This is a genomic window from Natronolimnobius baerhuensis, assembly GCF_002177135.1.
Taxonomy (GTDB): Archaea; Halobacteriota; Halobacteria; order Halobacteriales; family Natrialbaceae; genus Natronolimnobius; species Natronolimnobius baerhuensis.
The window spans coordinates 97,578-122,095 of the sequence record NZ_MWPH01000002.1 but is presented as its reverse complement, the minus strand read 5'-3'; the positions used below and the strand labels follow the sequence as shown (position 1 = coordinate 122,095).

Below are 24,518 nucleotides of genomic sequence, written 5' to 3'. Positions count from 1 at the left end.
TTACTCCTCGAGAAACCGCTCCCGAACCTCGTGTGCGACCTCGACACCGTCGTCCACGCCGTAGTGATCGACCAGCGGCTGGAACGCATCACCCAGTGCCCGCATGCACTGGCCCGTCGAGTGATACTCGAGGCGATCCGCGACGTGTTCCCAGTCGTGTGTTTGCAGGACGCGCAAGATGAGGAGCCGTTCCCGACGGGTCGTCAGGTCGAGTCCGTCGGGCCGCTCGATCAGGTATCGGACGGCCAGTTGTCGGAACGGGCTGGGGTTGACGTCGAACAGGCCGGGACCGTAGGCGGCACCGGCGACGACGCGCCAGTCGTGGTCGCTGAGGTGGAGCGTCGGTGCCGCATCCGCGTCGACGCTTCGCAAGACCGCACGGGCGACGTCAGGCTCGAGATCCCCCAACTTGTCCGAACAGAGCGCCCCGAAGCGGTCGGCGAACCACGTTGCGTGGCGCTTTGCGAGCGTTCTGCCGGCGTCGCTGAGAGGCGCAAGCATCAGCACCGAGTACTCGCCGCTGGCGTCGTTTCGCGTCGTCGAGAGGTGAATCGCTCGGGAGCCGCTCTCGCGCCAGAACTCGAGGAGGCCGGGCGTCGCGCCGAAGGCGGTGCCGAGCCAGTCAACCTTGGATTTGAACTCATTGCGAATGCACTCGAGGAGGTGCGAGCCAAGTCCCTGGGAGCGAACGGCATGATGGGTCGCGATCCGAACGATTCGCACACCAGCGGGCTCGGCGGCGGCCTCGTCGCGAAGTTGGCTCGTCAGGATGTCCGGGAGCATGTTCCCGCGGACGCGCCCGCCCTCGTACATCATCGTCCGGGTTTCCTGCTCGAGGCCGCCCTCGCGGGCGAGCAAGGCGACGCTGACGACGTGGCCGTCGTGACAGAGCGCCCGCGCCTCGAGATTGGGCGCATCGAGCAGCCGTGCGAGGTCGTTGGGTTCGGTCCGGTAGTGTGCGAGGACGAGCAGGCCGAACGCCTCGCAAAGCAGTTGCTCGTCCGCGAGTAGATCGTCGGGCTCGAGTCGTCGGTAGGTGACGGTCTCCGGGCCGGCGTCGGCGACGAGCGGTTCGACCGGCGGGCGCGCATCGAGCAAAAGTGCACGGAACGCCCAGACCTCAAGGGGATCGCCCGCGGCGTAGCGAATTGGTTCGACGAGCGTACAGTCAGTCACCGCGTGGTCGCTCTCCGCGAGTCGGTCACGGAACCGGACCGAGAACCCCCGCCCAGCGCCCTCGTAGCCGTGGATTGTCGTCGCGAAAGCGATTCGATCCGCCGCGAGAAATGCCTCGAGTCGCGAGACGGGAAGCGCCGCGGCTTCGTCGACGATGACGATATCGGCGTCTGCGAGTCCGTCGAGGGCCTCGGCAGGCTCGAGAAAGTGAACGCGTCCGCCTGCGTCCGTCTCGAGTTGTCGCGGGCCGGTCGCGGTCACGGTACTGCCTGAGAGCGTCTCACAGAGTGCCGTCGCGCGTTCGAAGACTTCGGCCGCATTTCTCGCGGCCGGTGCGGTGACGAGCACCTCGAGTCCGTCGGCGGCGAACGCGCCCGCAGCGACACCTGCTGCGCTCGATTTCCCGCGGCCGCGGTCCGCCTCGAGGACGACGGAACGCTGTTGGGAATCGCTGTTATCCGAGTCCGGGTGTAGCGACTCGAGCGCGCCGACGGCGTTAGCCTGATCGCCCGTGAGACAGGCCGCGTAGGATTCGGGCGGGAATCCCCCCGTGCGGTCGCCGGGGGCGCTCTCGAGCCAGTCCGCGGTCTGTCGGTCGATGCTCGGCGCGGGATTCGTGTGACCGTCATCGACGACCGTGTCAGTCTCGAGATCGACGATTCCGATGCCTCGATGTGCTCGCAGCGTCTCGGCGAGTCGTCGCTGGAATCGCCCGGTCACATCTGACAGCGCGAACGGCGGGACGGCAAGCGACTCGGCGAACGCACCCTGTCGGTCGGGCCACTCCTCGAGGGGCGGCGTCAGGAGAATAAGGAGGCCACCGCCGTCAACTGCGCCCACAACCTTGCCGAGTGCGTTCGGCTGGAGGTCATCGGAGGCGTCGAGGGTCGCGATGGTGCGCGTCGTGCCGAGTAGTTGGCTTGCGTTCACCTGCTGGACGTGCTCACAGCGCAGTCGATCCTCGGGACCGACCAGCGTCGTCTCCGTGATTCCCACCGGCAGCGCATCGAGGACGGACTCGAGCGTTCGATACCCCTGTTCGCGCTCGCCCGCGAGGACGAGGGCGCGTCGCTCGTTCGTCTGGGTCGCCTCCTCGAGCAGCGACTCGGCGAGCGAAACGGCGTCGACATCCATGCAGCGTTCTTGGTGTCGGAACAGTAATAGACAGCGGAGCGACCCCGACAAGCGTGGAAGACTGCCTTGGTGGGACGCCCATGCGCCACCATCCCACGCCGCCGTTCGTTTGAACACGCTTTTAAGGGGGGCAACGCTACAGACGTAGTACACCCTATGCGGGGTTGATGATGCTCCTAGCCCTACAGGACTTCCGCCGGCACGACGCCGGCACGGGAACCTCGTTCCCGGATGGCAGGGGAGCGCGAGCCCACGTGTAGGAGAGGTGAACAACCTATGTCAGTCTACGTCAATACCGACATCCCAGCTGACCTCGCAGATGACGCCCTTGAGGCGCTCGAGGTCGCACGAGACACAGGCCGAGTAAAGAAAGGAACCAACGAATCTACCAAAGCGATTGAACGCGGTAACGCAGACCTCGTTTTCGTCGCTGAAGACGTCTCCCCCGAGGAGATCGTCATGCACATTCCCGACCTCGCAGAGGAGAAGGGAATCCCAGTCGTCTTCATCGAGACACAGGACGACGTCGGCCACGCTGCCGGCCTCGAGGTTGGCAGCGCGGCTGCGGCAATCGTCGACACCGGCGAGGCCGACGGCGACGTCGAAGATATCGCCAACAAGCTCGAGGACCTCGAGTAGGTGATCAGAGATGAGTGCTGAAGAGGACGAAAGCGGATCCACGCCCGCCGAGGTCATCGAGATCGTCGGCAAGACCGGCATGCACGGTGAAGCCATGCAGGTCAAGTGCCGCATTCAGGAGGGCGAGAATCAAGGCCGTATCATCACCCGAAACTGCCTCGGGCCGGTCCGCGAAGGGGATATTCTCCAACTTCGTGAGACCGCCCGTGAGGCCGACTCCATCGGAGGTCAGTAACCAATGGTCGAGAAACGAACTTGTGACTACACGGGCGAAGATATCGAACCCGGGACGGGCATCATGTACGTCCGAAACGACGGCAGTGTGCTCCACTTCGTCGACTCGAAAGCCGAGAAGAACTACAAACTCGGTCGCGAACCGCGCGATCTCGAGTGGACCGAGGAAGGTCGCGCTGGCAAAGGGCCAGCCCAGACTGAGACGGCTACCGACGAGACGGCCGACCAGGACGAGGCCGTCAACGCGGACGAAGACGAGGATCTCGAGGAAGAAAGCGAGGTCGACGAAGACGACGTCGCTGCCGATGACGAAACGGTTGAGGAGACCGAATCGGACGACGACGAGCAGGCGGAGGCCGAGCAATGAGCGACGGCGGTCACGAGCGAACCTTCGTGATGATCAAGCCCGACGCCTTCGGTCGCGGCCTCGTCGGCGAGGTTATCTCCCGACTCGAGGAACGCGGACTCAAACTCGTCGGCATTAAGGTCGAGACCATGCCCCGCGAACGGGCTGAAGAACACTACGGAGAACACGAGGACAAACCGTTCTACGACGACCTCGTGGACTTCATCACCTCGGGACCGGTCGTCCCGATGGTCTGGGAAGGACAGGACGCAACCCGTCAGGTTCGCCAGATGATCGGCGAAACCGACCCACTCGAGGCCCAGCCTGGAACGATCCGCGGTGACTTCGCACTTGACCTCGGTCGCAACGTCGTTCACGCGGCCGACCACGAGGACGAAGGCGCAAACGAGCGTGAAATCGGGATCCACTTCGACGACGATGAGCTGATCGACTACGATCAGCACGACGCCGAGTGGCTCTACGAGTAATCGCCTTCGCCTTCGAACCAAATTTCTCTTTGTCCACTGCCCACTTTAGTAACCACTAACCGTCACTGTACACCTGCTCATTAATCGGATCAGTGATCAGTGTCTCACTCGTCCAATTGTTACGATGGGTATTGGAGATTACTGTTGGATCGTCCAATATCGTTCGTTCACTGTTTCCTAGAGTGCCGTCAGAGGTACTGTACCCTATTATACTGCCAAAGAATAGTATGTATAAAAGACAGATATTGTTCTAGGGAGACGTAACATCTAATGTGTCGGCTGTAGAAGGGGCTGTTGGTGGTTTCGAATGGTAACTTATCGTAGGTGGTCCGTGGATGCGTGAAACTGAGCAAGCGTCGACACCGCTCGAGGCAGACGTAACGCCGTCGCTGGATGAGGTTTTTCGCCTGCTCTCGAGTCGTCGACGCCGGTATACCCTGTATCATCTTTACGAACAGGATGACGGTGTTGCAACGGCAACTGAACTGACGAATCACGTTGCTAGACTTGAGGTTGCAGCTGATGAGACGCCGCCAACGGAGGTAACCGACGAACTCATCACGACGATTCGGACGGAACTACAGCACGTCCACCTGCCCAAACTCGAGGATGCGGGGGTTCTCGAGCAAGATCAGCGGAGTGAGACGGTCCGATACTGGACGCAACCGTCGCTCGAGGAGTGGCTCGAGCACGCCTACCACAAAGAGTCGACGACACCGTTGTAGCCGTCTCGGTCAGGCCTGGTTCGACACGTGACAGCGTACGCATTCGATGGCGGAGATGCATCCGATGTGGCTACTCCTGCGTATTTCGTTGCAACCTCATGGTGTCCGTACATATCAACAGTGACGGATATCGACCGTATGAAAGGTTTAACACACCCATTGGTGTGGAACGAACTGAAGGCCCGATTGTCAGTGACGAAACGCGGGCCGTGTAGTATGATAGCGTTTCTCTCCTCAACGTTTAACAGGAGAGATACCGTAACCTAGCAACAGGTGAGACACATGGCTGACCACGAACTTCCACCACTACCATACGATTACGACGCACTGGAACCATCGATCTCCGAACAGGTCGTTACCTGGCATCACGACACCCACCATCAGGGCTACGTCAACGGTCTCAACGCCGCTGAGGAAACCCTCGAGGAGAACCGTGAGTCCGGCGACTACGGTTCGACTGCTGGTGCGCTCGGTAACGTCACCCACAACGGCAGTGGACACTATCTCCACACGCTGTTCTGGGAGAACATGAGTCCAAACGGCGGCGGCGAGCCAGCGGGCGACATCGCCGACCGCATCGAAGAGGACTTCGGTTCCTACGAGGGCTGGAAAGGCGAATTCGAGGCTGCAGCCAGCGCTGCTGGTGGCTGGGCACTGCTCGTCTACGACCCAGTTTCCAAGCAACTGCGTAACCTCGCGGTCGACAAGCACGACCAGGGCGCACTCTGGGGCTCGCACCCAATTCTGGCGCTGGACGTCTGGGAACACTCCTACTACTACGACTACGGCCCAGACCGCGGCGAGTTCATCGATGGCTTCTTCGACGTCATCAACTGGGACAGCGTCGACGAGGAGTTCCAGAAGTGCCTCGACCACTTCGAGTAATCCAGTTGCCGTAACGCGACGACCCGGTCAACACAGATTTTCTTTCGGAACTATCGGAGAGCGACAGCGTTCGATGCCCACAGAGTCAAAGAGCAATGGGCAGTCAGGAACGAACGATTTAGGCGTTCGAAGCCGAAACAACGGCGTATGCCCGTTCCAAAATCCGAGTTCGAGAACCGGCCACCGTGTGACTTCTACACGCCGGCAGAGTTGCTCGAGAACGACCAGATGTACACTGTCTACGAAATCGCGCGCCTGCTACAGGGACTCGAGGCCGAAGCAGAGATCGAACCGGAGACAGAGGATGTCTTGCTCGACTGGGCGATTCCGTGGATCATGACGAACGCGAACGACCTCGTCGTCGCCGAACCACGCAGTGATGACGAACCCGGCTACTACGGCGTCAGGGAGGACGACACCGACGACGAATGATCGTTCTGGTCGTCGGTGCCGACCGCGTCGATGCCGGTAAGACCACGTTCTCAGCTGGCCTGCTCGAGCGTACCGGCGCGGCTGGCTACAAACCCCGCGCAGGCAACGACTTCTGGTTCGATCACGACGACTGCCGACGAGCCCTTGCTGACGGCCGACTCTACGGCAAGGATGCAGCGACGCTCGCTCGCGCAGAGACGAGATCGCGTCCACCCGAACAGCTCAATCCCGTTCATCGGCTCTGGCAGCCTGCGCCGGGCGACGACGACGGTCTGTTTGGACGCAGTGACCGCGCCTTCGTCGTCGACCGCGTGGGCCGAACTGACGGGGAGTGTCGCTTCGTCTACAACGCGACTGCAGAGATTCCTGCAGCAGTGTCCGAGACACTCCCACTCGAGGATGCGATTCCGGTCGAGACCGTCGCGGAGTTCAACACAGTCGCCGAGCGCCAATACGTTCCCGCCTTCGAACAACTCGCCGCAGACATCGAATCCGAACCCGTCGCCGTCGTCGAATCCTACGGCGACATCGCACAGCCGTTACAGGCACTCGATCCAGCCAACATCGATGCCGTCGCTGCTGTCGAGCCAGGTCAAGCGCGGATCTACCCCGGCCATCGGTACTGTCGCGCCTGCGAACTCGTCTCTGCGAGTCCGACCGACGGCTACCTCGAGAAGCGCGTCGGTGACGTTCTCGAGCACCTCGACCCGCTCGAGTGTGTTCGGTTACCCCCGCTTCGTGATAACGAACGCAAGTCGCTCGAGCAAATTTCTGCTGCCTACGCGGCTGCGTACGATGCAGTGTTGGCCGCCGCCCAGCAGTGACAGTCGTCGGTTTCGTGCTGCCGGCCAACACGAGGCAGAACTGTTTGACTAATCGGGTAAATCGACCTGCACAACTGGATCATCTCTCAGAGCGCACTACGCCTGCCGTGCCAACTGACTCGCAAGTTCGATATCCCTGTACGGATTACGCGTCACACTCGGCCCGTGACCCGTATGCATCGCCTCGAGATCATCCTCGACAACCGAGAGAACGCGGTCGATACTCTCGATCAGCGTTGCACGATCTCCTTCCGGAAGGTCGGTACGCCCGAAACTGCCGTTCTGGAAGACGAGATCGCCCGCAAAGAGAACGCCTGCCTCACTCGAGTGAAAACACAGATGGTCGTCTTTGTGACCGGGCGTGTACAGCGCCGTATACTCGTGATCACCGAGTTGGACCGTCGCCTCGTCTGCGATTTCGTGGTCGACACTGACGTCGTCGAGTTCGGTATCGTAGCCCCACGTTTCGATACCGAACTCGTCGGTAACGGCCTCGAGATTGCCGATATGATCGTGATGGGTGTGCGTGAGGACAACGGCCTCGAGGTCGTCAACGTGCTCGCGAACGGCTGCAACGACGTCGAAGTTCGAACCCGTATCGATCAGGACGGGTCGGTCGCCCTCGACCAGAAACGCATTACTCGTAAAGGTCTGGACGCCGCGTGCGAGATTCGTGATCATACCTGTGCTACAGTATCGATTCGTTTGTGCGTATCGACACGGGTGTCGACCAATAGGGCCCCATCTATTCACAAACATTTTTAGTTCCCGCACGTAGGGACACACCAATGAACCAGCCGGTTATAGTCGGGCTGCTCGTCGCCATTCTCGCCATCGGTTTGGTCGCTGGCGTAGGTGGCCCGATAGTGGCGGCTGGGAGTGGTGGGACTGGGTTCGACACTGTATCGCCCGCTATCACCGGACCGGCCGACACGACAGCTGAACCATCATCTGCGTCCGTCCAGACACAGCACCCGACCGCCGCAGCGGCTGCAACTGACGACATTAGTTCCGGCGATTTCGACAGTACAACGTTCGAAATTACCGTCCACGAAAACGGCAGTGCGACCTGGACGTTCCGATACGAACACTATCTCGAGGACAGCGGTGACGAAACGACTCGAGCGGAGTTCGAAACGTTTGCCGAGGAGTTCGAATCGTCGGAGAGCGATCTCTACACGCTCTTTTCCGAGCAAGCGCAAGCCATGGTCGAAAGTGGTGACGACCAGACAGCACGTGAAATGGAAGCCACCGGATTCAACCGCTCTGCACAGGTCGAAGGCGCATTCAACCCTGTTGGCGTCGTCGAGATGACATTCACCTGGCACGGATTCGCCACCGTTGACGACGACAGCGTCGTCGTTGGCGACGTCTTCCAGAATCAGAACCTGATCCTCACCGAGGACCAGGCGATGGAACTGCAGACAGCTGACGGGCTCGCGTTCGAACACGTCGAGCCAGACGCCCAGTACGTCGGGACCTCCCTTTCGGAGGCCAATTACGTCCGCTGGAGCGGCGAACGGCAGTTCCTCGATGGCCATCCTCGAGCGGAACTGACCGTAACCGAGGGAGGGCCGAACTCGCCAGTGACGGCGATGACCGAGCGCGCTGATACCTCGTGGCTGCTCGTCGCTGGTGGTCTTCTCGTGCTGGCAGTCGCTGCCGGTGCGTTCTGGTACCGACGGAGCGGCCACACAGCTGGTGACTCCGTCGGTACTCCACAGCCAACAGCATCGTCTTCTGGTGATTCCGAGCACGGCCCTGCCACAGCCGATTCTCAGCCACCCCAGCCCGGAGCAACCGACCCGTCGACAGGCGCTGACACACCAAAGCAACCCGACACAGTAGCTGGTGTCTCTCCACAGCCGACACTCTCCGAAGACGACCTACTCACCGACGAGGACCGCGTCGTCAAACTCATCCGCGAAAACGGCGGTCGAATGAAACAGGTCAAGATCGTCGAGGAAACCGGCTGGTCGAAATCCAAAGTCAGCATGCTATTGTCTGAGATGGAATCCGACGACACAATCAGCAAACTCCGCGTCGGCCGCGAGAATATCATCAGCCTCGAGGGTTTTGAACCCGAGGCGACCAAATCTCCCTTTGACGAACAGGAGTAGCCACAAGACCGGGACCACGACCGGTCAGCAACGTGGTATCTCTCCCCAACCTCGAATCGAAACGGAATGCTTAAACATCGTACTGCGTTAGAAACGGATGCAGACGCACACCCGCTCCGATGGTGTAGTCCGGCCAATCATATTGCCCTCTCACGGCAATGACCTGGGTTCGAATCCCAGTCGGAGCATTTTACGACGAACAAAACGGTGAGCTGTGAATGCGACACTGGACTCGAATCACGGAAATCCGAGTACTGCGAGGATTTACATCAGGTTCGAATCCCAGTTGGCGCATCTCACATGTCGCGTTCTTGCAGTCTTCACCGTGAACTACTTACAGGTGACGAACGCGGAGGTCGTTCTCCTGAGACAGCGTAATACGACAGCCTTCATATTTGAATTCGAACGTCACGTCGGAGTCGTGTTGCCGTGCATGTTCCAAGACAGCAGCGAGTGGCTCCGGATCAACATACTCATATAATGGTGTGAGTTCGGCCTGAGGAGTGTTCGTACAGATGGAGACCCCCCGGACAATCGACTCGACTAGCGATTCGGGATGGTGGATTTCAGACTCGATGACGACAGAATTGTCCGCCTGTGAGCCTCCACAGTTTTGATTGTTCACATCAGTACTTGTGACTATCTACGGAAAGAACCTGTCCCAAAATGGATTGGGTAACAGGCGGTCTACTCACAAATACGGTAATAGCACTGCCCAAATACACCCTCGTATGATGGTTTCGTTTAATATGGGCCATCAGCCAACAGTCTCGAGAAAAGAGATATACGTTCCACTGTCCCATGCGTTGTACAATATTGCCCTACTCAACCTCGACTCACGAGAAGTCGGGCAGATACGCGTCGTTCGCCTCGAGAAGTTCTTCGGTCATCTCGTGAATCTCCTCGAGTGAGAGTGTCGCCGCGGTCAGTGGATCGAGTGTGACAGCCTGATGGATGGCATCGCGGTTGCCCTCGAGTGCGCCTTTTACGGCAAGACGCTGGACGTTAACGTTGGTTCGGTTGAGCGCAGCGAGTTGCGGTGGGAGGGTGCCCACAGAACACGGATGAACGCCGGTTCCATCCACCAGACACGGGACCTCGACACAGGCATCGGATCTGAGATTCTGGATGTGGCCTGCCTCGTTGTCGACGTTCAGATTGAGTCGGCGCGGTGTCCCCGTCTCGAGTGAGTGAATCAATCGCGAGGCATACTCCTCCGAGCGTTCGATTGAAACGTCCTCAGGGTCGAATTCGGCATGTGCATTGTCTCGCTCTTCGGAGCGTTCCAGCCAGCCCTCGAGATACGTCGCAGTCGGCATCCGCCCGGCGTAGTTCGTCCCCGCCAACTGCTCGATTGATTCGCTGTCCGTGCGGAAATACGGGTGATACTCCGAGTTGTGATGGCTCGATTCCGTGACAAACGCGCCGAAGTGGTCCAAGAGTTCGAAGCGAACGGTATCTTTCTCGTAGGTGCCCTCGTCCTTGAGTGCCTCCTGTAGCTGTGGATACACGTCCTCACCCTGCCACGTACACTCGAGGAACCACGCCATGTGGTTGATGCCAGCGACCCAGTACTCGAGTTCATCGCTGGGGACGTCGATATACTCCGCAATCGCATCGACCGTGTGGGGCACACTGTGACAGAGGCCAACGGTCTCGATATCAGTCGCTTCGAACATCACCCAGCAGACGATAGCCATTGGGTTCGTGTAGTTCAAAAGCAAGGCATCAGGGCACACTGCCTCCATATCCGCGGCAATCTCGAGCATTGTCGGGATCGTGCGCAGGCCCCTGAAAATGCCACCTGGGCCGAGCGTATCGCCGATTGCCTGTTCGACACCGTAGCGCTCGGGAATGCGAATTTCGTTCTCGAACGGTTCCGTCCCACCAACGTTGATCATGTTGAGGACGTAATCGGCACCCTCGAGGGCTTCTCGACGGTCTGTCGTCGATTCGATGGTTGCCCCAACATCGCCGTTTTCGACCAGCGCCTCAGCGACGGCAGTCGTCTGTGCCAATCGCTGCTCGTCGATATCCATGAGCGCGAGTGTACTGTCCTCGAGTGCCTCGAACGAGAGAATATCTCCAATGAGATTCTTGGCGAAGACCATACTGCCGGCACCGATGAACGTGATTTTGGCCATTGGCGAAGTACTCTCGTCAGTTGGCATAAATGTGAATGTCCGAGTGCTGTACTGCGACGTACAGAACAGGATGCAGTCTCGAGTAACGCAAGTTCGCCCGCCCAATCATGGAAGGGCAGACGGTAGATGCTGAGTATCGTGATAACTATCTGAATGTATTGGGCCAGCGGAGCGTTTCGAAAAACAGACTCCCAGAAAGCCAATTTTGAGATTGGCGAGTTACAGTCCTCTCAGCCCAGGATGTACCGGAGTGTGGGGAACCGCTCGAGGAGCGGTTGGCCGCCGACGGTGAGCTGTTCGATGTAGCGGTCGAGGCCGACGATCCGACCGGCGGCGAACGCGCCCAGCGCCAGGAACAGGATGGCGTAGATCAGCGTCGAGTCGAACAGGGCGAGCCACTGTCCTTCCCAGCCGCCGAGGTAGAACATCGCCATCTGCATCGCGCCGCCGAGGGCGGCCAGACGGACGAACGCGCCGGCGATCAGTGCGACGCCGATCAGCACCTGCGTGACCGGGACGACGACGTTAATGACCTCGAGGAGGGCGGCGTTGCCGGCCATCGCAGCGAAGAGGCCGCTGACGGGGCTGGCCGGGTCGACGCCGTGAATCAGGAAGCCGCTGGCGTCGAACGCTTCGCCGCTGACGACCGCGAGCTTGCCAAGGCCTGCGAACAGAATCATGCCGCCCATCACGAATCGGAGGGCGACGACGAACCATGCAGTCAGCGCGTGAGGGTGTCCTTCGAGTGTAATTCCTGCATATCGGCTTTCGAGTTTGTTTTGCGTTGTTGTGGACATCGTGGGTCAGCTCTTGTATTTGTACAGAGGGACCCCACGGCGATGATCGAATACCCTCTATTTGATGGGTCCACTGTGCGCTCCGATCTGAACACCGCAGTGCTCTGGTTACTGCGTCAGACCACGTCTTGTCGTCTTGGGTAGTTGCTCTCCTTTCCGTTCTATCGTCGAAACCGTTGTTGGCGGTACAACGACCGACTCGAGTACCGAGGTATGCTGGTTGTCGTTCCCGAACCGTTCTCGAGTGCGAAAACGCTTGTTTCAGTGCCGAAACAGCATTTCATGCAACATTATCGCTATGATAGTAAACACCCTCTCACGCGTCTCGATACCTGCATGCAACGCGAGACGCTTTCGCGACGATCAGTAGTGGCGCTTACAACCGGCTGTATGGCTTCTGGCCTCGGTGCGGCGACGGTCGGCGGAACGCTCGAGGACGATGCAGAAGACGGCGATGACGCCGACACTGGGGCAACCGAGGCGGACCTCTCTCGAGACTCGTTTTCTATTATGGCAGGAACGACACACGAGACGACGGTGTACGTCATCGACGCACCAGTCGATGGCCCGACCGCCGTCGTCGTCGGGGGGATCCACGGCAACGAGGTCGCTGGCTACGAGGCGGCGGGTGACATTAATGGCTGGCAAATTGACGCTGGAACACTCGTTGTGATTCCGGAGGCCCACGCGGTCGCTGTCGAGCAGGGCACCCGAAGCGGCGACGACTGGAGCGATCTCAATCGCCAGTTCCCCGAAAGCGAGGCCCCGGAATCCGACCTCGCGGCGGCGATCTGGGACGTACTCGTCGAGTACGATGCCGATGTGGTCGTCGATCTCCACGAGTCGACGGGGATCTACGCCGGCGACCCCGTCGACGGCGTCGGGCAGGCGATCTTCCACGGTGACAGCCCGACTGAAGTCGAAACCGCCGCAGCTGCCGCCGAGTTCGCGACGGACCAGTACGTCGACGATCCCGCCCTCGAGTTCGAAACCGGTCCCTTCAGCGGCCCAAGCACCGAACCGAGCGGCTTACTCGTCCACAAGGCGACTCGAGACCTGGGTGCTGACTCCTATCTCGTCGAGACGCTCTCGACTGATGTGCCCCTCGAGACTCGCGTCCAGTGGCACCTCGCCATCACGGAACAGTTGGTCGCCGATGCGGTGTTCGGTTCCGAGCCTGACAATGGACACGCGCCCGATGTCGACGGGGAGACTGCAGCTGCGGACGAGAGCGACGACACACCTGACGCCGAGGACGACGAAGACGACGAAGCGGACGAGAACGTTGCGGATGCTCCAGACGAGACACCGGTCGCCGAGATCAGAACCGACCCCGACGGTGCCGCTGATCTGGCGCTCGAGGCAGGTCAGACCGTGACGCTCGATGCGACGTGTTCAACCGCCCCTGCTGGTGAGATCGTCTACTATCAGTGGGACGTCGGCGCCACTGCTGTGTTCGATGAGTCTGGTGAGACACTCGAGGTGACAGCCGGTACCAATGGCCGCGATACGATTGTCTTGCGGGTCGTTGACGATGCTGACCGGACTGCAACCACGTCGATCACGCTCTCGACGGACTGATCTGCCGTCTCTCGGCGGACATCGCCTCCATAGCATTTCCCGTTTTGTGCTCCGTTCCCCCATCTGTCCGACTGTGATGGATACTCGAGGGACAACGTTCTCTGGATAGCACGATACTGCAGATATCGTACTTTAAAGTATGATACTCTCAAGTATGATTCTTGGCGCCGTCGTATCGGCGCTCATGCTGGGATTGGTAGATCGAACAGACAACCTCTCTCGTCTACCCGTTCTCTACAGATGAAGCAGGCTGAGTACCTTGAAGACTCGAGTAGAACGGTCGCCCTCGTCGGATCGTCGAGCAGTCTGTTGGACAAACCGCCTTTCAATAGTGCGGTTCAGTGCGCATCTCCCAGAGGTCGTCGAACGTGATGACCTCGACATCAGCGTCGTCGATGTGCTCGAGGAGTTCCTCGTAGTCGTCCGCGGGCATCGTGTTGTCCTGGTCGAAAGCGTGGAAGTTCAGGATGGTACACTGGTTGTGTTCGGCGGCGAGATCCACACAGCGCTTCGAAATATCGAGGTCGTGGCCGATTGTCCGCGGAAGCACGAGGGGATCGAAGCCGTAGACGCTCGTCGTGTTGACGTCCCCGGCCTGATTGAACCCGCCGCAGTAGTGATACTGTGCCGTGTGCTCGAGGCTGGTTTTGTCGAAGCTGTTGTGCGGGTAGACGATGTAGTTCGCGCCCTCGAACCCGTTCTGGATGAACCAGCGTTTGTCCTGTCGGAGCCTGGTTTCGACGGCCTCCTCGTCTTCGTACTCGTGGATCGGGTCGTGGGTTCCGTGGACGACGATCTGGTCGCCTTCATCCTGGCGTTCCAGCAGTTCGGCGGTGGACATAATTCCGTCACGGCCCTGCTCGGTCCAGCGGGGAACGGGTGCCTGGACCGTTCGGAAACCGAATTCGTCGTGCAGCGGCGACGCCGTCTCGTAGTAGTCGGTGAATCCGTCGTCCCAGACCAGCATGACGTAGCCCTGGTCGGGCCGGTCGTGCATCCGCAGGTCGTCGACCCAGACCTCGGCCTCGTCCATCGAGTGTAGTACCTGTATCTCGAGGCGGTCGAGGTGGTCCATTGCGGGCTCGTAGTCGTCTTGCTCGAAGACGCCGGGACTCGCTCGGAACCAGCCGACATCGGGTTCGCGATAGGTAATCTCGCGCAGCGAGTGCACGCGCGCGCTCCCGAACTGATCGACGAGTCGCAGATTGATCGTAATGTTCTGCGGTGTCGTCGTTCGAACGGCAAACGACAGGTCAATCTCCGTCAGGTCTTCGCCCTCGAGACTGCGCTGGGCAACGATGTTTGCTTCGCCATCGGACTCGAGTCGGAAACTCTGGTCGCCGTCGAAGACGATGTCCTCGTCTGCTTCGCCCGACCCCTGGACGACCTCCCAGGCGTCGAGATCGCTGAAGTCGTCCAGCTGGTCGCCCGGCTGGCGGTACTGCTCGCGGCTGTTGTACTCGGTTTCGAGGTCTGGAACCCCGTCTACGGGCGCGGCCGGGCCTGCGCCATCGTCGATATCTGCGTCGGTTTCCGAGTCGCTTTCGTTGCCGGCGTTGGTTTCGTCGTCATCGTCGGAGCGGTCGGTAACCGAGTTGAGTCGGTCTGCACAGCCTGCGATACCAGTGATTCCAGCCGCACTCGAGAGTGCGAGGAACCGTCGTCGTGTCGAACGGTGCTGTGACATCGTGCCCGATTGTTCTGGCAATGACCCCATTATTATAGAGCGAATAGGTGACGACACTGTCGACGCTGCGGTTCACTGAAACCGCTGAAAACACCGTTCTCGAGGCTTATTGATACCATAGTTATTGGTTGGTACTCCGGATGGAGTGATAGTGACGCGTCCGCGAGTGCAGTCCGCTCGAGTGTACCCGAGGGCTGAGCGTGGACGCCGAGTCGCTTGTGGAGTGAGTGGAACCAATGACAATGCATAGGGAACTCTTCGGCGTTTTCGGTGATCGCGAGCAGTTCGACCGCTTCAGATCGAGCGACGAGTTCGACGTCGTCTGTTCTGGCCCCCAGCTCACGGTCGGGATCAGAGACGACGACCTCGGCGCACCCGGCTGGAGTGCACAGTATAGCGACGACAGGGGCTGTTGTGTGGTCTGGGGCGAAGCCTACGTCCCCGACTCCGATGTCGAGGCGACGTCGAATACGGCACAGTGGCTCGTCGAGCAGTACGAAACCCGCGGCCACGGCGTCCTTCGGGACCTCAACGGCTCATATCTGGTCGTCCTCGACCACGAGGCAGCCGACGAAACGTTCGTCGCGACGGATCCCGTTCGCTCGAGAGAGTGTTTCTACACCGACGACCCCGGGCCTCGAGTCTTCGGTACCGACGCCGCTGCCGTCGGAGAGACAATTCCAGAGCCAACGCCAAACCGAGCGGGCATCCTCGAGTACCTGCATCTCGGGGTCATCCTCGGCGAGAAGACGGCGGTCGACGAACTTCGCCGACTGCCAATTGATAGTCGACTCGAGTCAGCTACGATCACGTCGCTCGACCGGTTCGTGTACCGACCCACGGAGTTCGATTACGTTTCGGAACTGGCGAGTCGCCTCGAGCGGGCGCTACAGCGTCGTTCACGGCTTCCCGGACACAAAGGCGTCCTCCTTTCGGCGGGCTATGACTCACGGATTATCCTCTCGCAGGTCGAGGGGATTGAACACGGCTATACCGTGGGGTCGCCCGCTGCACAGGAGGTGGCCGGGGCGAAACACCTCGCAGCGCAGTACGGCGCTTCCCACACCGCGTTTCCGCCGGACGAACGCTATCTTCGCCCCGACGAGTCGAAGATTCGCTACTCACAGGGTATCAAGGAGTCCTTGCACATCCACCACGCCGGCTATACCGACGAAATCGGTGTCGAGACAATGTACCACGGACTGCTCTGTGATACGTTCTTCCGCGGGCACTTCACCGCGCGTGAGACCGTCGATGTTCTCGACAAACGCATTCCGGTTGGCCGACTCGAGGCTGATCCGAACCCCGTCGAAACCCTCCTCGAGAAGTTCGGCTACAGTCGTGAGGCAAGCCTCGAACTCACCGAGCGAACGACGTTCGACGTCGATCCGGAATCGTTCGTCAGAGAGGCCGTCGGCGACGAGTTCGACGCCTGCCAAGCGCGGGCTGATGGCGTCCAGAACACGCTGACGTGCTGTGGCATCGCAAACCAGCCCTCGATACCGTTCCACACCCAGCTGTCGGATCACTTCCTCACGTCGTTTCTGGCGACGGATCGCGAGTTGATCGACTGGCACCTTCGAACGCCGCCAAAACACCGGACGACGGCAACGTTCCTCGAGGCCTGCGAGCAACTCGACAGTGAGATTCTTCGCCATCGGCCGCCGGATCGACCGCACGATGCGGCGCTACTCAATGAGATCGAAGGCTTCGTGCGTCGGAAGACGCCGTTTTTGTCCTCGTTCGAGCCGCCGTGGCCGAACCGCGAAGCACTCTTCGACCGACACGACTTCGATGAGCGGCTTTTGGCTGACCTCGAGTCCGTCCACTCGTTGCCAGCCCGACATAAACTCAGAATCACGGACCTTCGTGGCTGGCTCGATTCCTGGGACGTTGCTGATCCTGCTGTCCAGCGCTGGTTTCGACCACTGAAATCGACGAGTCAGACTATTTGATCTGTCTGTATACACCTGTTAATCGAGCTAGTTTTCTCTATACGTGTAGATTGCCGCTAAAATCCACTCTAAGAGGCTTTGAAATCGTTTGAGCCGGCTAAACCGTGAAAATACTTATATGCAAAGAAGGGGTAGCCCGGAATATGCGTCTGACGCCGGCTTGGTTGCGCTCTTCATCGGACACTCCCCCCGAGGAGCGCCAGGAAAGGTCTGAGGCATCTTCCGGACCAGACGTGCCTATTTACCGCAATCTGCAGGGCACGTCTACAGCAGGGGGTGGCGATGTCGACGCATTTCTTCCTGACTCCGACGGTGAACTGTGTGACACCCTCGAGGAGATGCAGTTACCAGCAACTGTCGATGAGATCACTGATGAGTTGATTACACCGGCACAGCCGCCACTCGACACGTGGGCTGGCGTTCACGAACGCTTGCACCAAGATCGTTTGCCAGCACTCGCGGAGGCAGGTGAGATCGAGTTCGATGAGACACAGGGGGTCGTCGAGCGTTCGATGACGCAGATGGACGAGGAGGGGACAACACTCTCGGCAGCTGTTTTCGGGACGATTTCGCTCGTCTTGCTGTTTGCGTTGCTCACGCTGGTGTCGGTGTCGCTACTAACTGCGCTTACGGTGACGGTCGTTACGACAACAGTCGTCTGGTTCGTTCCGAGTTTCGTGTAAGACAGTCGTTGTAGCTCGGAGGGGCCAGGTGGTTAGTTAACAAGTCGAGTAATCGTGAGGACGGTGAACAGGAACAAGATCAGTGCGCTGAGGCCGATCCCTGAGAGGATCGACATGAACGGCAACTCTATCACTGCGCCGAACAAGACCATGTAACAGACAGCGGTCGCGACGATGTAGTAGTCGTCCCAGTTCTCTGTTGTTGCGTCTGTCTCAGCTGGTGACTCGTCGGTGTGCTCGATATCGAGATACGCATCGACTGTGTCAGCAAACGGTTTCCGTTCGACGATTCCGCGATCTTTCTGGTAGTCGATGACACCTGCGTCGTCGAGCTTCGTGAGGTGTGACTGATAGAGCGGGATGTAGACACGCTGGCGCTGTTTCGATGTGAGCTTCTCAACTGTCGTCTCGTGCTCCCACGCTGCAACCTGCTCTGCGACATCACGCATGCGTACGGGGCCTTCCGTCCCGCGAAGATACCGGATGACCATCCGTCTGCGCTCGTTTTGGAGCAGATGGAAGAGTTCGTCCTTTGAAACTGCGGCCTCCTCACCGGAACACTCACTCTCCGTCTCCGTTTCCGCGCTGGACTGTTCTTCCGTGGTGATATGTGTCGGTTTCATCGCGTCGATCATCCCTATCCACAGGTGGGTAATAAAGCATAGATACAGTGTATTTCGTGACGGTTCAATTTACCAGATTTTAATGCCCAGATGAATGTTTTTCAGCCATTTTAAAACTCTATTTATTCGCCTATTAGGGTCTGTAACTCCCATATAGATTATGTGTGAGGGTGTTTATTCGCATGGTATCTGATGTAGTATTATTGTAAATGATCATCTTGTATTTCGGTCTGTTGCAGCTACTGGGACAGTTCAAAACAGCCGTCGAGTATATAGATGATACCTGTATAGTTTTTCTGATAGATACCCGTCTGACGGCCGTCAGACGACCCCCTCAATACGGCGCTTACTGGGGCGATAATAAACCCCATGAGACTCCAACTGCTGATCGTATGAGCGATACCAACTGGTGGTTCTTAGATCTGGCACTGGTCATTGTCATTGCTGGCACTCTCACGTTTGGGATCATTTCCGGTATTAGTGGTACTGGACGAATACTGCTCGCAATACCGCTTATTTGCTTTCTTCCCGGGTATGCACTCGTTTCAGCGCTCTTTCCTGACGAACCAAACGACAAGTATCAGTCGTTCGATGAAGGGAAAACTGGACTCGGAAATCCCTTGCTCGTCAGTGGTGGCCTCGAGTCGATTGAGCGATTTGTCCTGTCAATCGTCTTTAGCGTTGCCCTCGTTCCGACGATCACCCTTCTTGCGTCCGTGACCCCCAGGGGTGTGACGGTCGAACCGGTACTCTTCGGGATTGCAACTGTGACTGTCCTGTGTTCCCTCATCGCAATTGTGGCACGCTACCGATGTACACCGAAACGTCGATACACACCCGCTGTGCGACCGATGATACCGTTTTTTACCCCACGGTCGACGCTTTACGACCAGTCCAGTACGCGAGCGTACAACGTCGCAATCGTCGTTGGACTGGTGCTCGTGGTTGGGGCTGTTGGCTTTGCGGTTGCCAACCCACCACAGCACGATGGCTACACCGAGTTCGCGATTGAAACCGACGCTGTCGATGGGGATGTCGAGACGATCTATGAGTCGGCCTACGACGGCGATGGACCACAGGAACTCGAGACGACGATCACGAACAATGAACACGACGAGCGGACGTACACAACTGTCGTCATGCTCGAGGACGTGAGCTACGACGATGGAGACGAACGCGATGTCACGGTCCATGAGGCCGATGAGCTGGATCGTCAGACAACGACGATTGGCGACGGGGAGACGATCCAGCAGACGCTTGATGTGACGCCAACGATGTCTGATTCGGAGCTTCGGTTGACGCTGTTGCTCTACGACGATGAGCCGCCGGAAGACCCCACGGCTGAGAACGCCTACCGCGTGATTCAGCTTCCGATGGAGGGAGCATAATGTGGCCGTGGGAACATCTCGTCGTCGCGTACGTGTGTTACTCGCTGCTGGTTCACGTCACCTGGCGGCGACCACCGACGACGCGTGAGACGATTGCGGTTGCTGTTGGCTCGCAACTGCCCGATCTGATCGACAAGCCGCTCGCGTGGACATTCGGCATCACCGACACCGGCTATGCGATTGGGCATTCGATTGTCGTCGTTCCGTTCGTCTGTCTCGCCGTCTTCGCGATCACAGCCCGTTTTCGGGACGGTCGATTCCTTACGGGGGCGTTCTCACTGGCGTATGGCTCCCACCTCGTGACCGATGTCCTCAACCCGATGCGAATGGGCCGCGACCCGGAGTTACGCGTGATCCTCTGGCCGCTTGAATCGCCGCCAACGGATGACCACGGCGGCTTTCTCGATCACTTCGTCATCTACTTCGTCCGGTACACAAACCAGCTGCTCAGCGGCGGCCTGTCGGGTGCGCTTCTCGCCCAACTCTGGGTTGTCGTTGCCGTCGTTGCACTCTGGCTTTACGACGGCGCACCCATCGCCAGCGACTGTGTGCGAATCGTGCGGTCTCGGCTTCGGTGACGTAGCCAAGCCACTCGAGCAGCATGATCATGTTCGGTTGGGTCGTGAGATCCAGGTCTGCGATTTATCCCTCGTTGCGCCAGATCAGATGGTGTCTGGTTGTGCGCAACGAGGGATATACGTCTCATGTTCTTGCGTTTGAACGAAGCGGTTACGTGGCTTGCTCCGGATGAAACAGTATGTCAGACGCCGACGCGACGTACTGGGGCGAGCCGAACACACTCGAGCGCGGCGGGTCACGAATTCACTACTGGGTTGTTGGGCCTGACTCCGGGCCGCTGGTTGTGCTTACACACGGCGCAACGATGGATCACCGCCTGTTCGACGCCCAGCGACAGCCACTCGTCGACGCTGGCTATCGCGTTCTCGCGTGGGACGTTCGCGGGCACGGCTACTCCAAACCGATTGGCACCGGATTCAGTGTCCCGCTCGTCGTCGAGGACCTCTGTGCGATTCTCGATCACCTCGAGTACGATGAGGTGATACTTGTCGGCCAGTCCTTCGGCGGCTACGTCTCACAGGAACTGTTGTTTCGGTCCCCAGAGCGTGTGAGCGCACTCTGTGTGATTGGCGCGACCGATATTACTACGACACCACCACTACTCGAGTCACTGGCCCTTCGATTCTCGCCGTACCTGTTCTGGCTGTGGCCGGATCGCCATCTTCGCAAGACCATCGCCAGGTATACCGCCGAGACAGTGGACGCACAGCGGTATGCCTACAGTGCGACGTGCCAACTGTCCAAGCGAGAGTTCATCACGGTCTGGACGGGCGTTGCCGATTCACTCCACGACGAACCGGCCTACCGAATCGAGAAACCGGCGCTGCTCACCCACGGCGAGTCCGACCGGACGGGAACGATTGCCCGTGACGCGCCCGCGTGGGCGGCTCGCGAACCCAACTGCCAGTACGAGGTGATTCCGAACGCCGGACACAACGCAAACCAGGACAACCCGACAGTGTTCAACGATCTGCTGCTCGAGTTTCTTCGTGAGCACGTCCCGGTGACGTAGTCACGTCATCTCGAGACGAGTGTCGGGGCAGAACGGAAGCGAAGCCGATAGAACGTATCGGGAGGGAGTGCGTCAGCGGAACGGGAGTGAGGACCGTCGTTAGCTCGAGGCCGGCGATGGCGTACACAGCGTCACGTCGCCGTTCGTGTAGACGGTCGCCTGATCGCTGCGACACAGTTGGCTCGAGTCAATCTGTTCGATTCGTCCCTCACCGTTTTCGTCGGTGAAGTAGACCGCATCGGACGATTGTGCAGAACGATAGACCGTGTAGTCGTGGTCTGCAACACCACCGTCAGGGACCGTCGCGGTTGTTGTCGACGGATACGCGCCGGTTCTGGTGATCACAGTCTGATACGGATGATCCGTGTGGAGTTGCTGGTCTGGTCGAATCTCGCTCCCGCTTGGTGATCCGGTAATCTCGGCAATCGACTCGGCGGCCGCAAGGTCGGGTTCGTCGTAGGCGAGTCGCTCGTGCTGGCCGTCGAAGACCGGGTTGTCGATGTTGCTCTCGGCCGCAAAGATCATCGCGCCGGGGAAGGCCAGCGCGAACAGTAAGAGGACTGCGGTGATGATCGCTGGGTTCAGATTCGCACTGAGCGTTCGCAGCCCGATTGCGCCGAGGATAGCCATCGGCGCATACAGGAACGCGAACCAGCGCGTCGGGATGAAGTTGTGGATGCCGAACATCGGGAAGCCAAGAACGAACACCAGCATGAACGCCGAGGCGAGCAACAGCGTAAACACCGACTGCTCGGCACGGCGTCGGTGGACGACGTACAGACAGCCGACGAACGTCGCCCCCAGCAGGAACAGGAAGCCAAGGACGTCGATGTAGGGAACGAGTTGCTCGAGTAGTGTCGGCGACGCAGCCGCTTCGGCGGCGTCCTCATCGCCTGCAGTCGACCCACTCGCGATGTTGAGGAAGCCGGCACTCTCCTCGAGCGTCTGGGTGAAGAAACTCAGGATGGTCTCTAAGAACGAGTCCTGTCGGTAGGGTGTCAGCGACCAGGCGAAGATGGTCAGCCCGACGTTGAAGACGACGAGGCCGACGAGGTTGACCGGCTTTTTCGCCCGGAAGACGCTCGCGTCGAGTCGGGTGAGTCCGAGCGGGCCGACAACGAAGACGAGTTGGGCGACGAACGCGGCCAGCAACAGGACGAGCATGATGAACGTCGACACCTGGTGAGTGAGGACGACGGCGACGCTCAGCAGCAACAGCAACGAGAAGTCACGGATGGTGTACTCGATGCGCATCACGCGGATGAGCGCGTACAGCATGCCGAGGAAGAAGACCAGCCCCAGACTCGTCGGGATCGGGTGGATACCCCACATCGAGACGTGGCTGGCGAGGGCATACAACGCCGCAGAGAGGGTCGCCCACCGTGGGGAGACGAGCAGGTTTGTGGTTGCATACACCAACAGGATCGACAGCGGCATCACGAGGCCGACGGAGAGATACACTGCGAGCCGGATTGGAACGTCGTACACGAGCGCCGATGCAGCCACCAGCAGGTGGTAAAACGGCGCGGCGTAGTGTTTGTCGTCTGCAATCCCGCTCAGGGACTGTTCGGTCAGGATCGACCGCGTCAGCTCCGCGTGCGTCCAGATGTCGATCCCGATGTATCCCGGCGTCACGTACAGCGCCGTAAACCGGAAAATAAACGCGAACAGGACGATCTGGAGCACCAGCACTCCCGGATGGAGATCCTCGTCGCTCGCAAAGAGAATCTGTCCGACGACCAGCGTCCCGACGACGCTCGCTGCTCCGAAAAAGAGCGGCGTCCGCGTCTCCTGGACGATACCAAGCGCGACGAGTCCGGCGAGTGCAACGAGGACGATACCCGGCAGCGCCATCGTCACGCTCGAGGGCAGCGTCGGCAGCGTCCGAGCGTCGTCCTCCTGATACAGCGAGAGGAGGTACAACGCACACGCGGTCCCGAGGACAATCGGAACCGTGTTGAGATACACCTGCGACGCTAACAGCTGTAGCGGAAGCAGTGCGATTGCGAGTCCGAGTCCGACGATTGCTGCGACCGTATCGAGACGAAGCGGACGCACGTCAGTTAGTCTGCTAAATACCATGGTCTACCCCCGTCTGTTGCTCTGGATTGTGGTCTCTATCGGACTGTTCGCCTCCGCCAGCGCGTCGGTCCAACACCGTCTGGTACACCTCGAGCAGCCGGTCGCCCATCGCCTCGAATCCCAGTCCATCGATCACGTCGCGGCCATTTGCTCGGCCACCGTCGGCGACGATTCGCTCGAGCCCATCGATGAGGATGGAATCCGAGTCGCTGACGACGCAGTTGTCCACGCCGGCAAGCGTTTCGCGGACGAAGCCGACGTCGGTCGAGACGACCGGGAGCGTACACGCTGCGGCCTCCTTGACGACCATCGGCCCGCTTTCGCGACGCGAAGTGACCAGCAACACGTCGCTGGCGTTCATATAGTAGGGAATTTCCGCGTGGCCGACGCCGGAGACGGTCCGCAACTCGAGGTCGGTTTCGGCCCGGTCGACGAGTCGCGTGGCTCGCGAGAAGTCCTTTACTGCCCGGGTCTGATCGTACGGAAACAGTGCGACCGGCCGGTCCGTCTCCCAGCCGACGCGCTCGCGCGCCTCGTCCTGTGGAATCGGGCGGAACAGGTCGGTATCGACGCCGAACGGAATCAGTTCGTGGTCGGCCTCGAGTTGCTGGGACATCGCCGGACTCGGCACGACCGTCGCGTCCGAACGGCGTGCGCCGAACCGACTGAGGGAACGGAGCCAGCCGATATCACTCATCAGGTCGGTCCCCCACAGTGTCGTGACGACTGGGCGGGTCGGCTGTGCGAGTGCGAACGGCACGACGAGCCCGTAGTTCGCGTGAACGAGGTCGTACTCCGTCTCGCGGACTGTGTTGAGTATCTCTGGATAGTATCGCACGTAGTCCATCGGCGAGCGCGGGGAGTCACCGTCGTACGCACCGGGAACGGCGAGCACTGTACAGTCGACGCCGCGGTCCTCGAGGACGTCGACCTGCTGGTCGAAGAACGGTCGCGGCGACGTGACCAGTTGCAGTACCTTCATCG

24 protein-coding genes and 1 tRNA gene are annotated in these 24,518 nt (G+C 59.6%); 16 read left to right on the top strand and 9 right to left on the bottom strand.

Features of this window, described 5'->3' with window-relative positions; translation table 11 throughout:
- Complete coding sequence (gene tmcA, locus B2G88_RS06795) at positions 1-2,310, bottom strand: tRNA(Met) cytidine acetyltransferase TmcA (RefSeq protein ID WP_054862898.1); 2,310 nt, start codon at positions 2,308-2,310, stop codon at positions 1-3.
- A 276-nt stretch (positions 2,311-2,586) separates the two neighbouring features.
- Between tmcA and rpl7ae the strand changes: the two genes are divergently transcribed.
- The 8 genes from rpl7ae to B2G88_RS06750 all read left to right on the top strand — a co-directional run bounded on the left by rpl7ae (position 2,587) and on the right by B2G88_RS06750 (position 6,883).
- Positions 2,587-2,949, top strand: coding sequence for a 50S ribosomal protein L7Ae (gene rpl7ae, locus B2G88_RS06785; protein WP_054862897.1), 363 nt, complete (start codon positions 2,587-2,589; stop codon positions 2,947-2,949).
- 10 nt (positions 2,950-2,959) lie between these two features.
- Positions 2,960-3,184 carry a 30S ribosomal protein S28e gene (locus B2G88_RS06780; protein ID WP_087714364.1) on the top strand — a complete coding sequence of 75 codons (225 nt, stop codon included), beginning with the start codon at positions 2,960-2,962 and terminating at the stop codon, positions 3,182-3,184.
- 3 nt (positions 3,185-3,187) lie between these two features.
- Complete coding sequence (locus tag B2G88_RS06775; RefSeq protein WP_054862896.1) at positions 3,188-3,550, top strand: 50S ribosomal protein L24e; 363 nt, start codon at positions 3,188-3,190, stop codon at positions 3,548-3,550.
- Positions 3,547-4,017, top strand: a complete 471-nt coding sequence (gene ndk, locus B2G88_RS06770) for a nucleoside-diphosphate kinase (protein ID WP_054862895.1) — start codon at positions 3,547-3,549, stop codon at positions 4,015-4,017. The genes B2G88_RS06775 and ndk overlap by 4 nt, the downstream gene beginning before the upstream one ends.
- A 335-nt stretch (positions 4,018-4,352) precedes the next feature.
- Positions 4,353-4,742 carry a DUF7344 domain-containing protein gene (locus B2G88_RS06765; protein ID WP_054862894.1) on the top strand — a complete coding sequence of 130 codons (390 nt, stop codon included), beginning with the start codon at positions 4,353-4,355 and terminating at the stop codon, positions 4,740-4,742.
- Positions 4,743-5,024: 282 nt separating this feature from the next.
- Positions 5,025-5,627, top strand: coding sequence for a superoxide dismutase (gene sod / locus B2G88_RS06760; protein ID WP_087714363.1), 603 nt, complete (start codon positions 5,025-5,027; stop codon positions 5,625-5,627).
- A gap of 147 nt (positions 5,628-5,774) precedes the next feature.
- On the top strand, positions 5,775-6,059 hold the full coding sequence (locus B2G88_RS06755; protein ID WP_054862892.1) for a DUF5827 family protein: 285 nt from the start codon (positions 5,775-5,777) through the stop codon (positions 6,057-6,059).
- Entirely contained in the window at positions 6,056-6,883 is an 828-nt protein-coding gene (locus tag B2G88_RS06750) for a hypothetical protein (RefSeq protein ID WP_054862891.1), read from the top strand. Before B2G88_RS06755 ends, B2G88_RS06750 begins: the two co-directional genes overlap by 4 nt.
- Before the next feature lie 96 nt (positions 6,884-6,979).
- Here B2G88_RS06750 and B2G88_RS06745 read toward each other — a convergent pair whose 3' ends face one another.
- Positions 6,980-7,564, bottom strand: coding sequence for an MBL fold metallo-hydrolase (locus B2G88_RS06745; protein WP_054862890.1), 585 nt, complete (start codon positions 7,562-7,564; stop codon positions 6,980-6,982).
- Between the two features lie 107 nt (positions 7,565-7,671).
- Between B2G88_RS06745 and B2G88_RS06740 the strand changes: the two genes are divergently transcribed.
- Positions 7,672-9,003, top strand: a complete 1,332-nt coding sequence (locus tag B2G88_RS06740; protein WP_054862889.1) for a helix-turn-helix transcriptional regulator — start codon at positions 7,672-7,674, stop codon at positions 9,001-9,003.
- A gap of 113 nt (positions 9,004-9,116) precedes the next feature.
- Positions 9,117-9,191: transfer RNA gene (locus B2G88_RS06735), tRNA-Glu, on the top strand.
- A 146-nt stretch (positions 9,192-9,337) separates the two neighbouring features.
- Here B2G88_RS06735 and B2G88_RS20170 read toward each other — a convergent pair.
- From B2G88_RS20170 to B2G88_RS06720, 3 genes are all read right to left on the bottom strand, one after another.
- Complete coding sequence (locus B2G88_RS20170) at positions 9,338-9,628, bottom strand: HalOD1 output domain-containing protein (protein WP_054862888.1); 291 nt, start codon at positions 9,626-9,628, stop codon at positions 9,338-9,340.
- A gap of 211 nt (positions 9,629-9,839) precedes the next feature.
- The gene (gene melA / locus B2G88_RS06725) at positions 9,840-11,147 is read right to left on the bottom strand and encodes an alpha-glucosidase/alpha-galactosidase (RefSeq protein ID WP_087714361.1); all 1,308 of its coding nucleotides are present in this window, start codon (positions 11,145-11,147) and stop codon (positions 9,840-9,842) included.
- 230 nt (positions 11,148-11,377) lie between these two features.
- Positions 11,378-11,944, bottom strand: coding sequence for a DoxX family membrane protein (locus B2G88_RS06720; protein ID WP_087714360.1), 567 nt, complete (start codon positions 11,942-11,944; stop codon positions 11,378-11,380).
- Positions 11,945-12,280: 336 nt separating this feature from the next.
- Between B2G88_RS06720 and B2G88_RS06715 the strand changes: the two genes are divergently transcribed.
- Positions 12,281-13,525, top strand: coding sequence for a succinylglutamate desuccinylase/aspartoacylase domain-containing protein (locus tag B2G88_RS06715; RefSeq protein ID WP_087714359.1), 1,245 nt, complete (start codon positions 12,281-12,283; stop codon positions 13,523-13,525).
- Between the two features lie 325 nt (positions 13,526-13,850).
- Here the strand turns inward: B2G88_RS06715 and B2G88_RS06710 are convergent, their stop codons facing one another.
- Complete coding sequence (locus B2G88_RS06710; protein ID WP_087714928.1) at positions 13,851-15,212, bottom strand: polysaccharide deacetylase family protein; 1,362 nt, start codon at positions 15,210-15,212, stop codon at positions 13,851-13,853.
- 242 nt (positions 15,213-15,454) lie between these two features.
- Between B2G88_RS06710 and B2G88_RS06705 the strand changes: the two genes are divergently transcribed.
- Positions 15,455-17,167 (top strand): asparagine synthetase B family protein, encoded by a 1,713-nt coding sequence (locus B2G88_RS06705; RefSeq protein ID WP_087714358.1) that lies wholly within the window; start codon positions 15,455-15,457, stop codon positions 17,165-17,167.
- Between the two features lie 233 nt (positions 17,168-17,400).
- Entirely contained in the window at positions 17,401-17,850 is a 450-nt protein-coding gene (locus tag B2G88_RS06700; protein ID WP_245835327.1) for a hypothetical protein, read from the top strand.
- 32 nt (positions 17,851-17,882) lie between these two features.
- On the opposite strand, the gene B2G88_RS06695 is transcribed toward B2G88_RS06700, so the two are convergent.
- Entirely contained in the window at positions 17,883-18,473 is a 591-nt protein-coding gene (locus tag B2G88_RS06695; protein WP_054862540.1) for a DUF7344 domain-containing protein, read from the bottom strand.
- A gap of 392 nt (positions 18,474-18,865) precedes the next feature.
- Here B2G88_RS06695 and B2G88_RS06690 point away from each other — a divergent pair, with 392 nt between their 5' ends.
- The 3 genes from B2G88_RS06690 to B2G88_RS06680 all read left to right on the top strand — a co-directional run bounded on the left by B2G88_RS06690 (position 18,866) and on the right by B2G88_RS06680 (position 21,452).
- Positions 18,866-19,861 carry a DUF1616 domain-containing protein gene (locus tag B2G88_RS06690; RefSeq protein WP_087714356.1) on the top strand — a complete coding sequence of 332 codons (996 nt, stop codon included), beginning with the start codon at positions 18,866-18,868 and terminating at the stop codon, positions 19,859-19,861.
- Complete coding sequence (locus tag B2G88_RS06685) at positions 19,861-20,439, top strand: metal-dependent hydrolase (protein WP_054862533.1); 579 nt, start codon at positions 19,861-19,863, stop codon at positions 20,437-20,439. Before B2G88_RS06690 ends, B2G88_RS06685 begins: the two co-directional genes overlap by 1 nt.
- A 179-nt stretch (positions 20,440-20,618) precedes the next feature.
- Positions 20,619-21,452 (top strand): alpha/beta fold hydrolase, encoded by an 834-nt coding sequence (locus tag B2G88_RS06680; RefSeq protein WP_087714355.1) that lies wholly within the window; start codon positions 20,619-20,621, stop codon positions 21,450-21,452.
- Positions 21,453-21,551: 99 nt separating this feature from the next.
- Here B2G88_RS06680 and B2G88_RS06675 read toward each other — a convergent pair whose 3' ends face one another.
- Positions 21,552-23,534, bottom strand: coding sequence for a hypothetical protein (locus tag B2G88_RS06675; protein ID WP_087714354.1), 1,983 nt, complete (start codon positions 23,532-23,534; stop codon positions 21,552-21,554).
- The gene (locus tag B2G88_RS06670) at positions 23,524-24,516 is read right to left on the bottom strand and encodes a glycosyltransferase family 4 protein (RefSeq protein WP_087714353.1); all 993 of its coding nucleotides are present in this window, start codon (positions 24,514-24,516) and stop codon (positions 23,524-23,526) included. Before B2G88_RS06670 ends, B2G88_RS06675 begins: the two co-directional genes overlap by 11 nt.
- Positions 24,517-24,518: the final 2 nt, after the last annotated feature.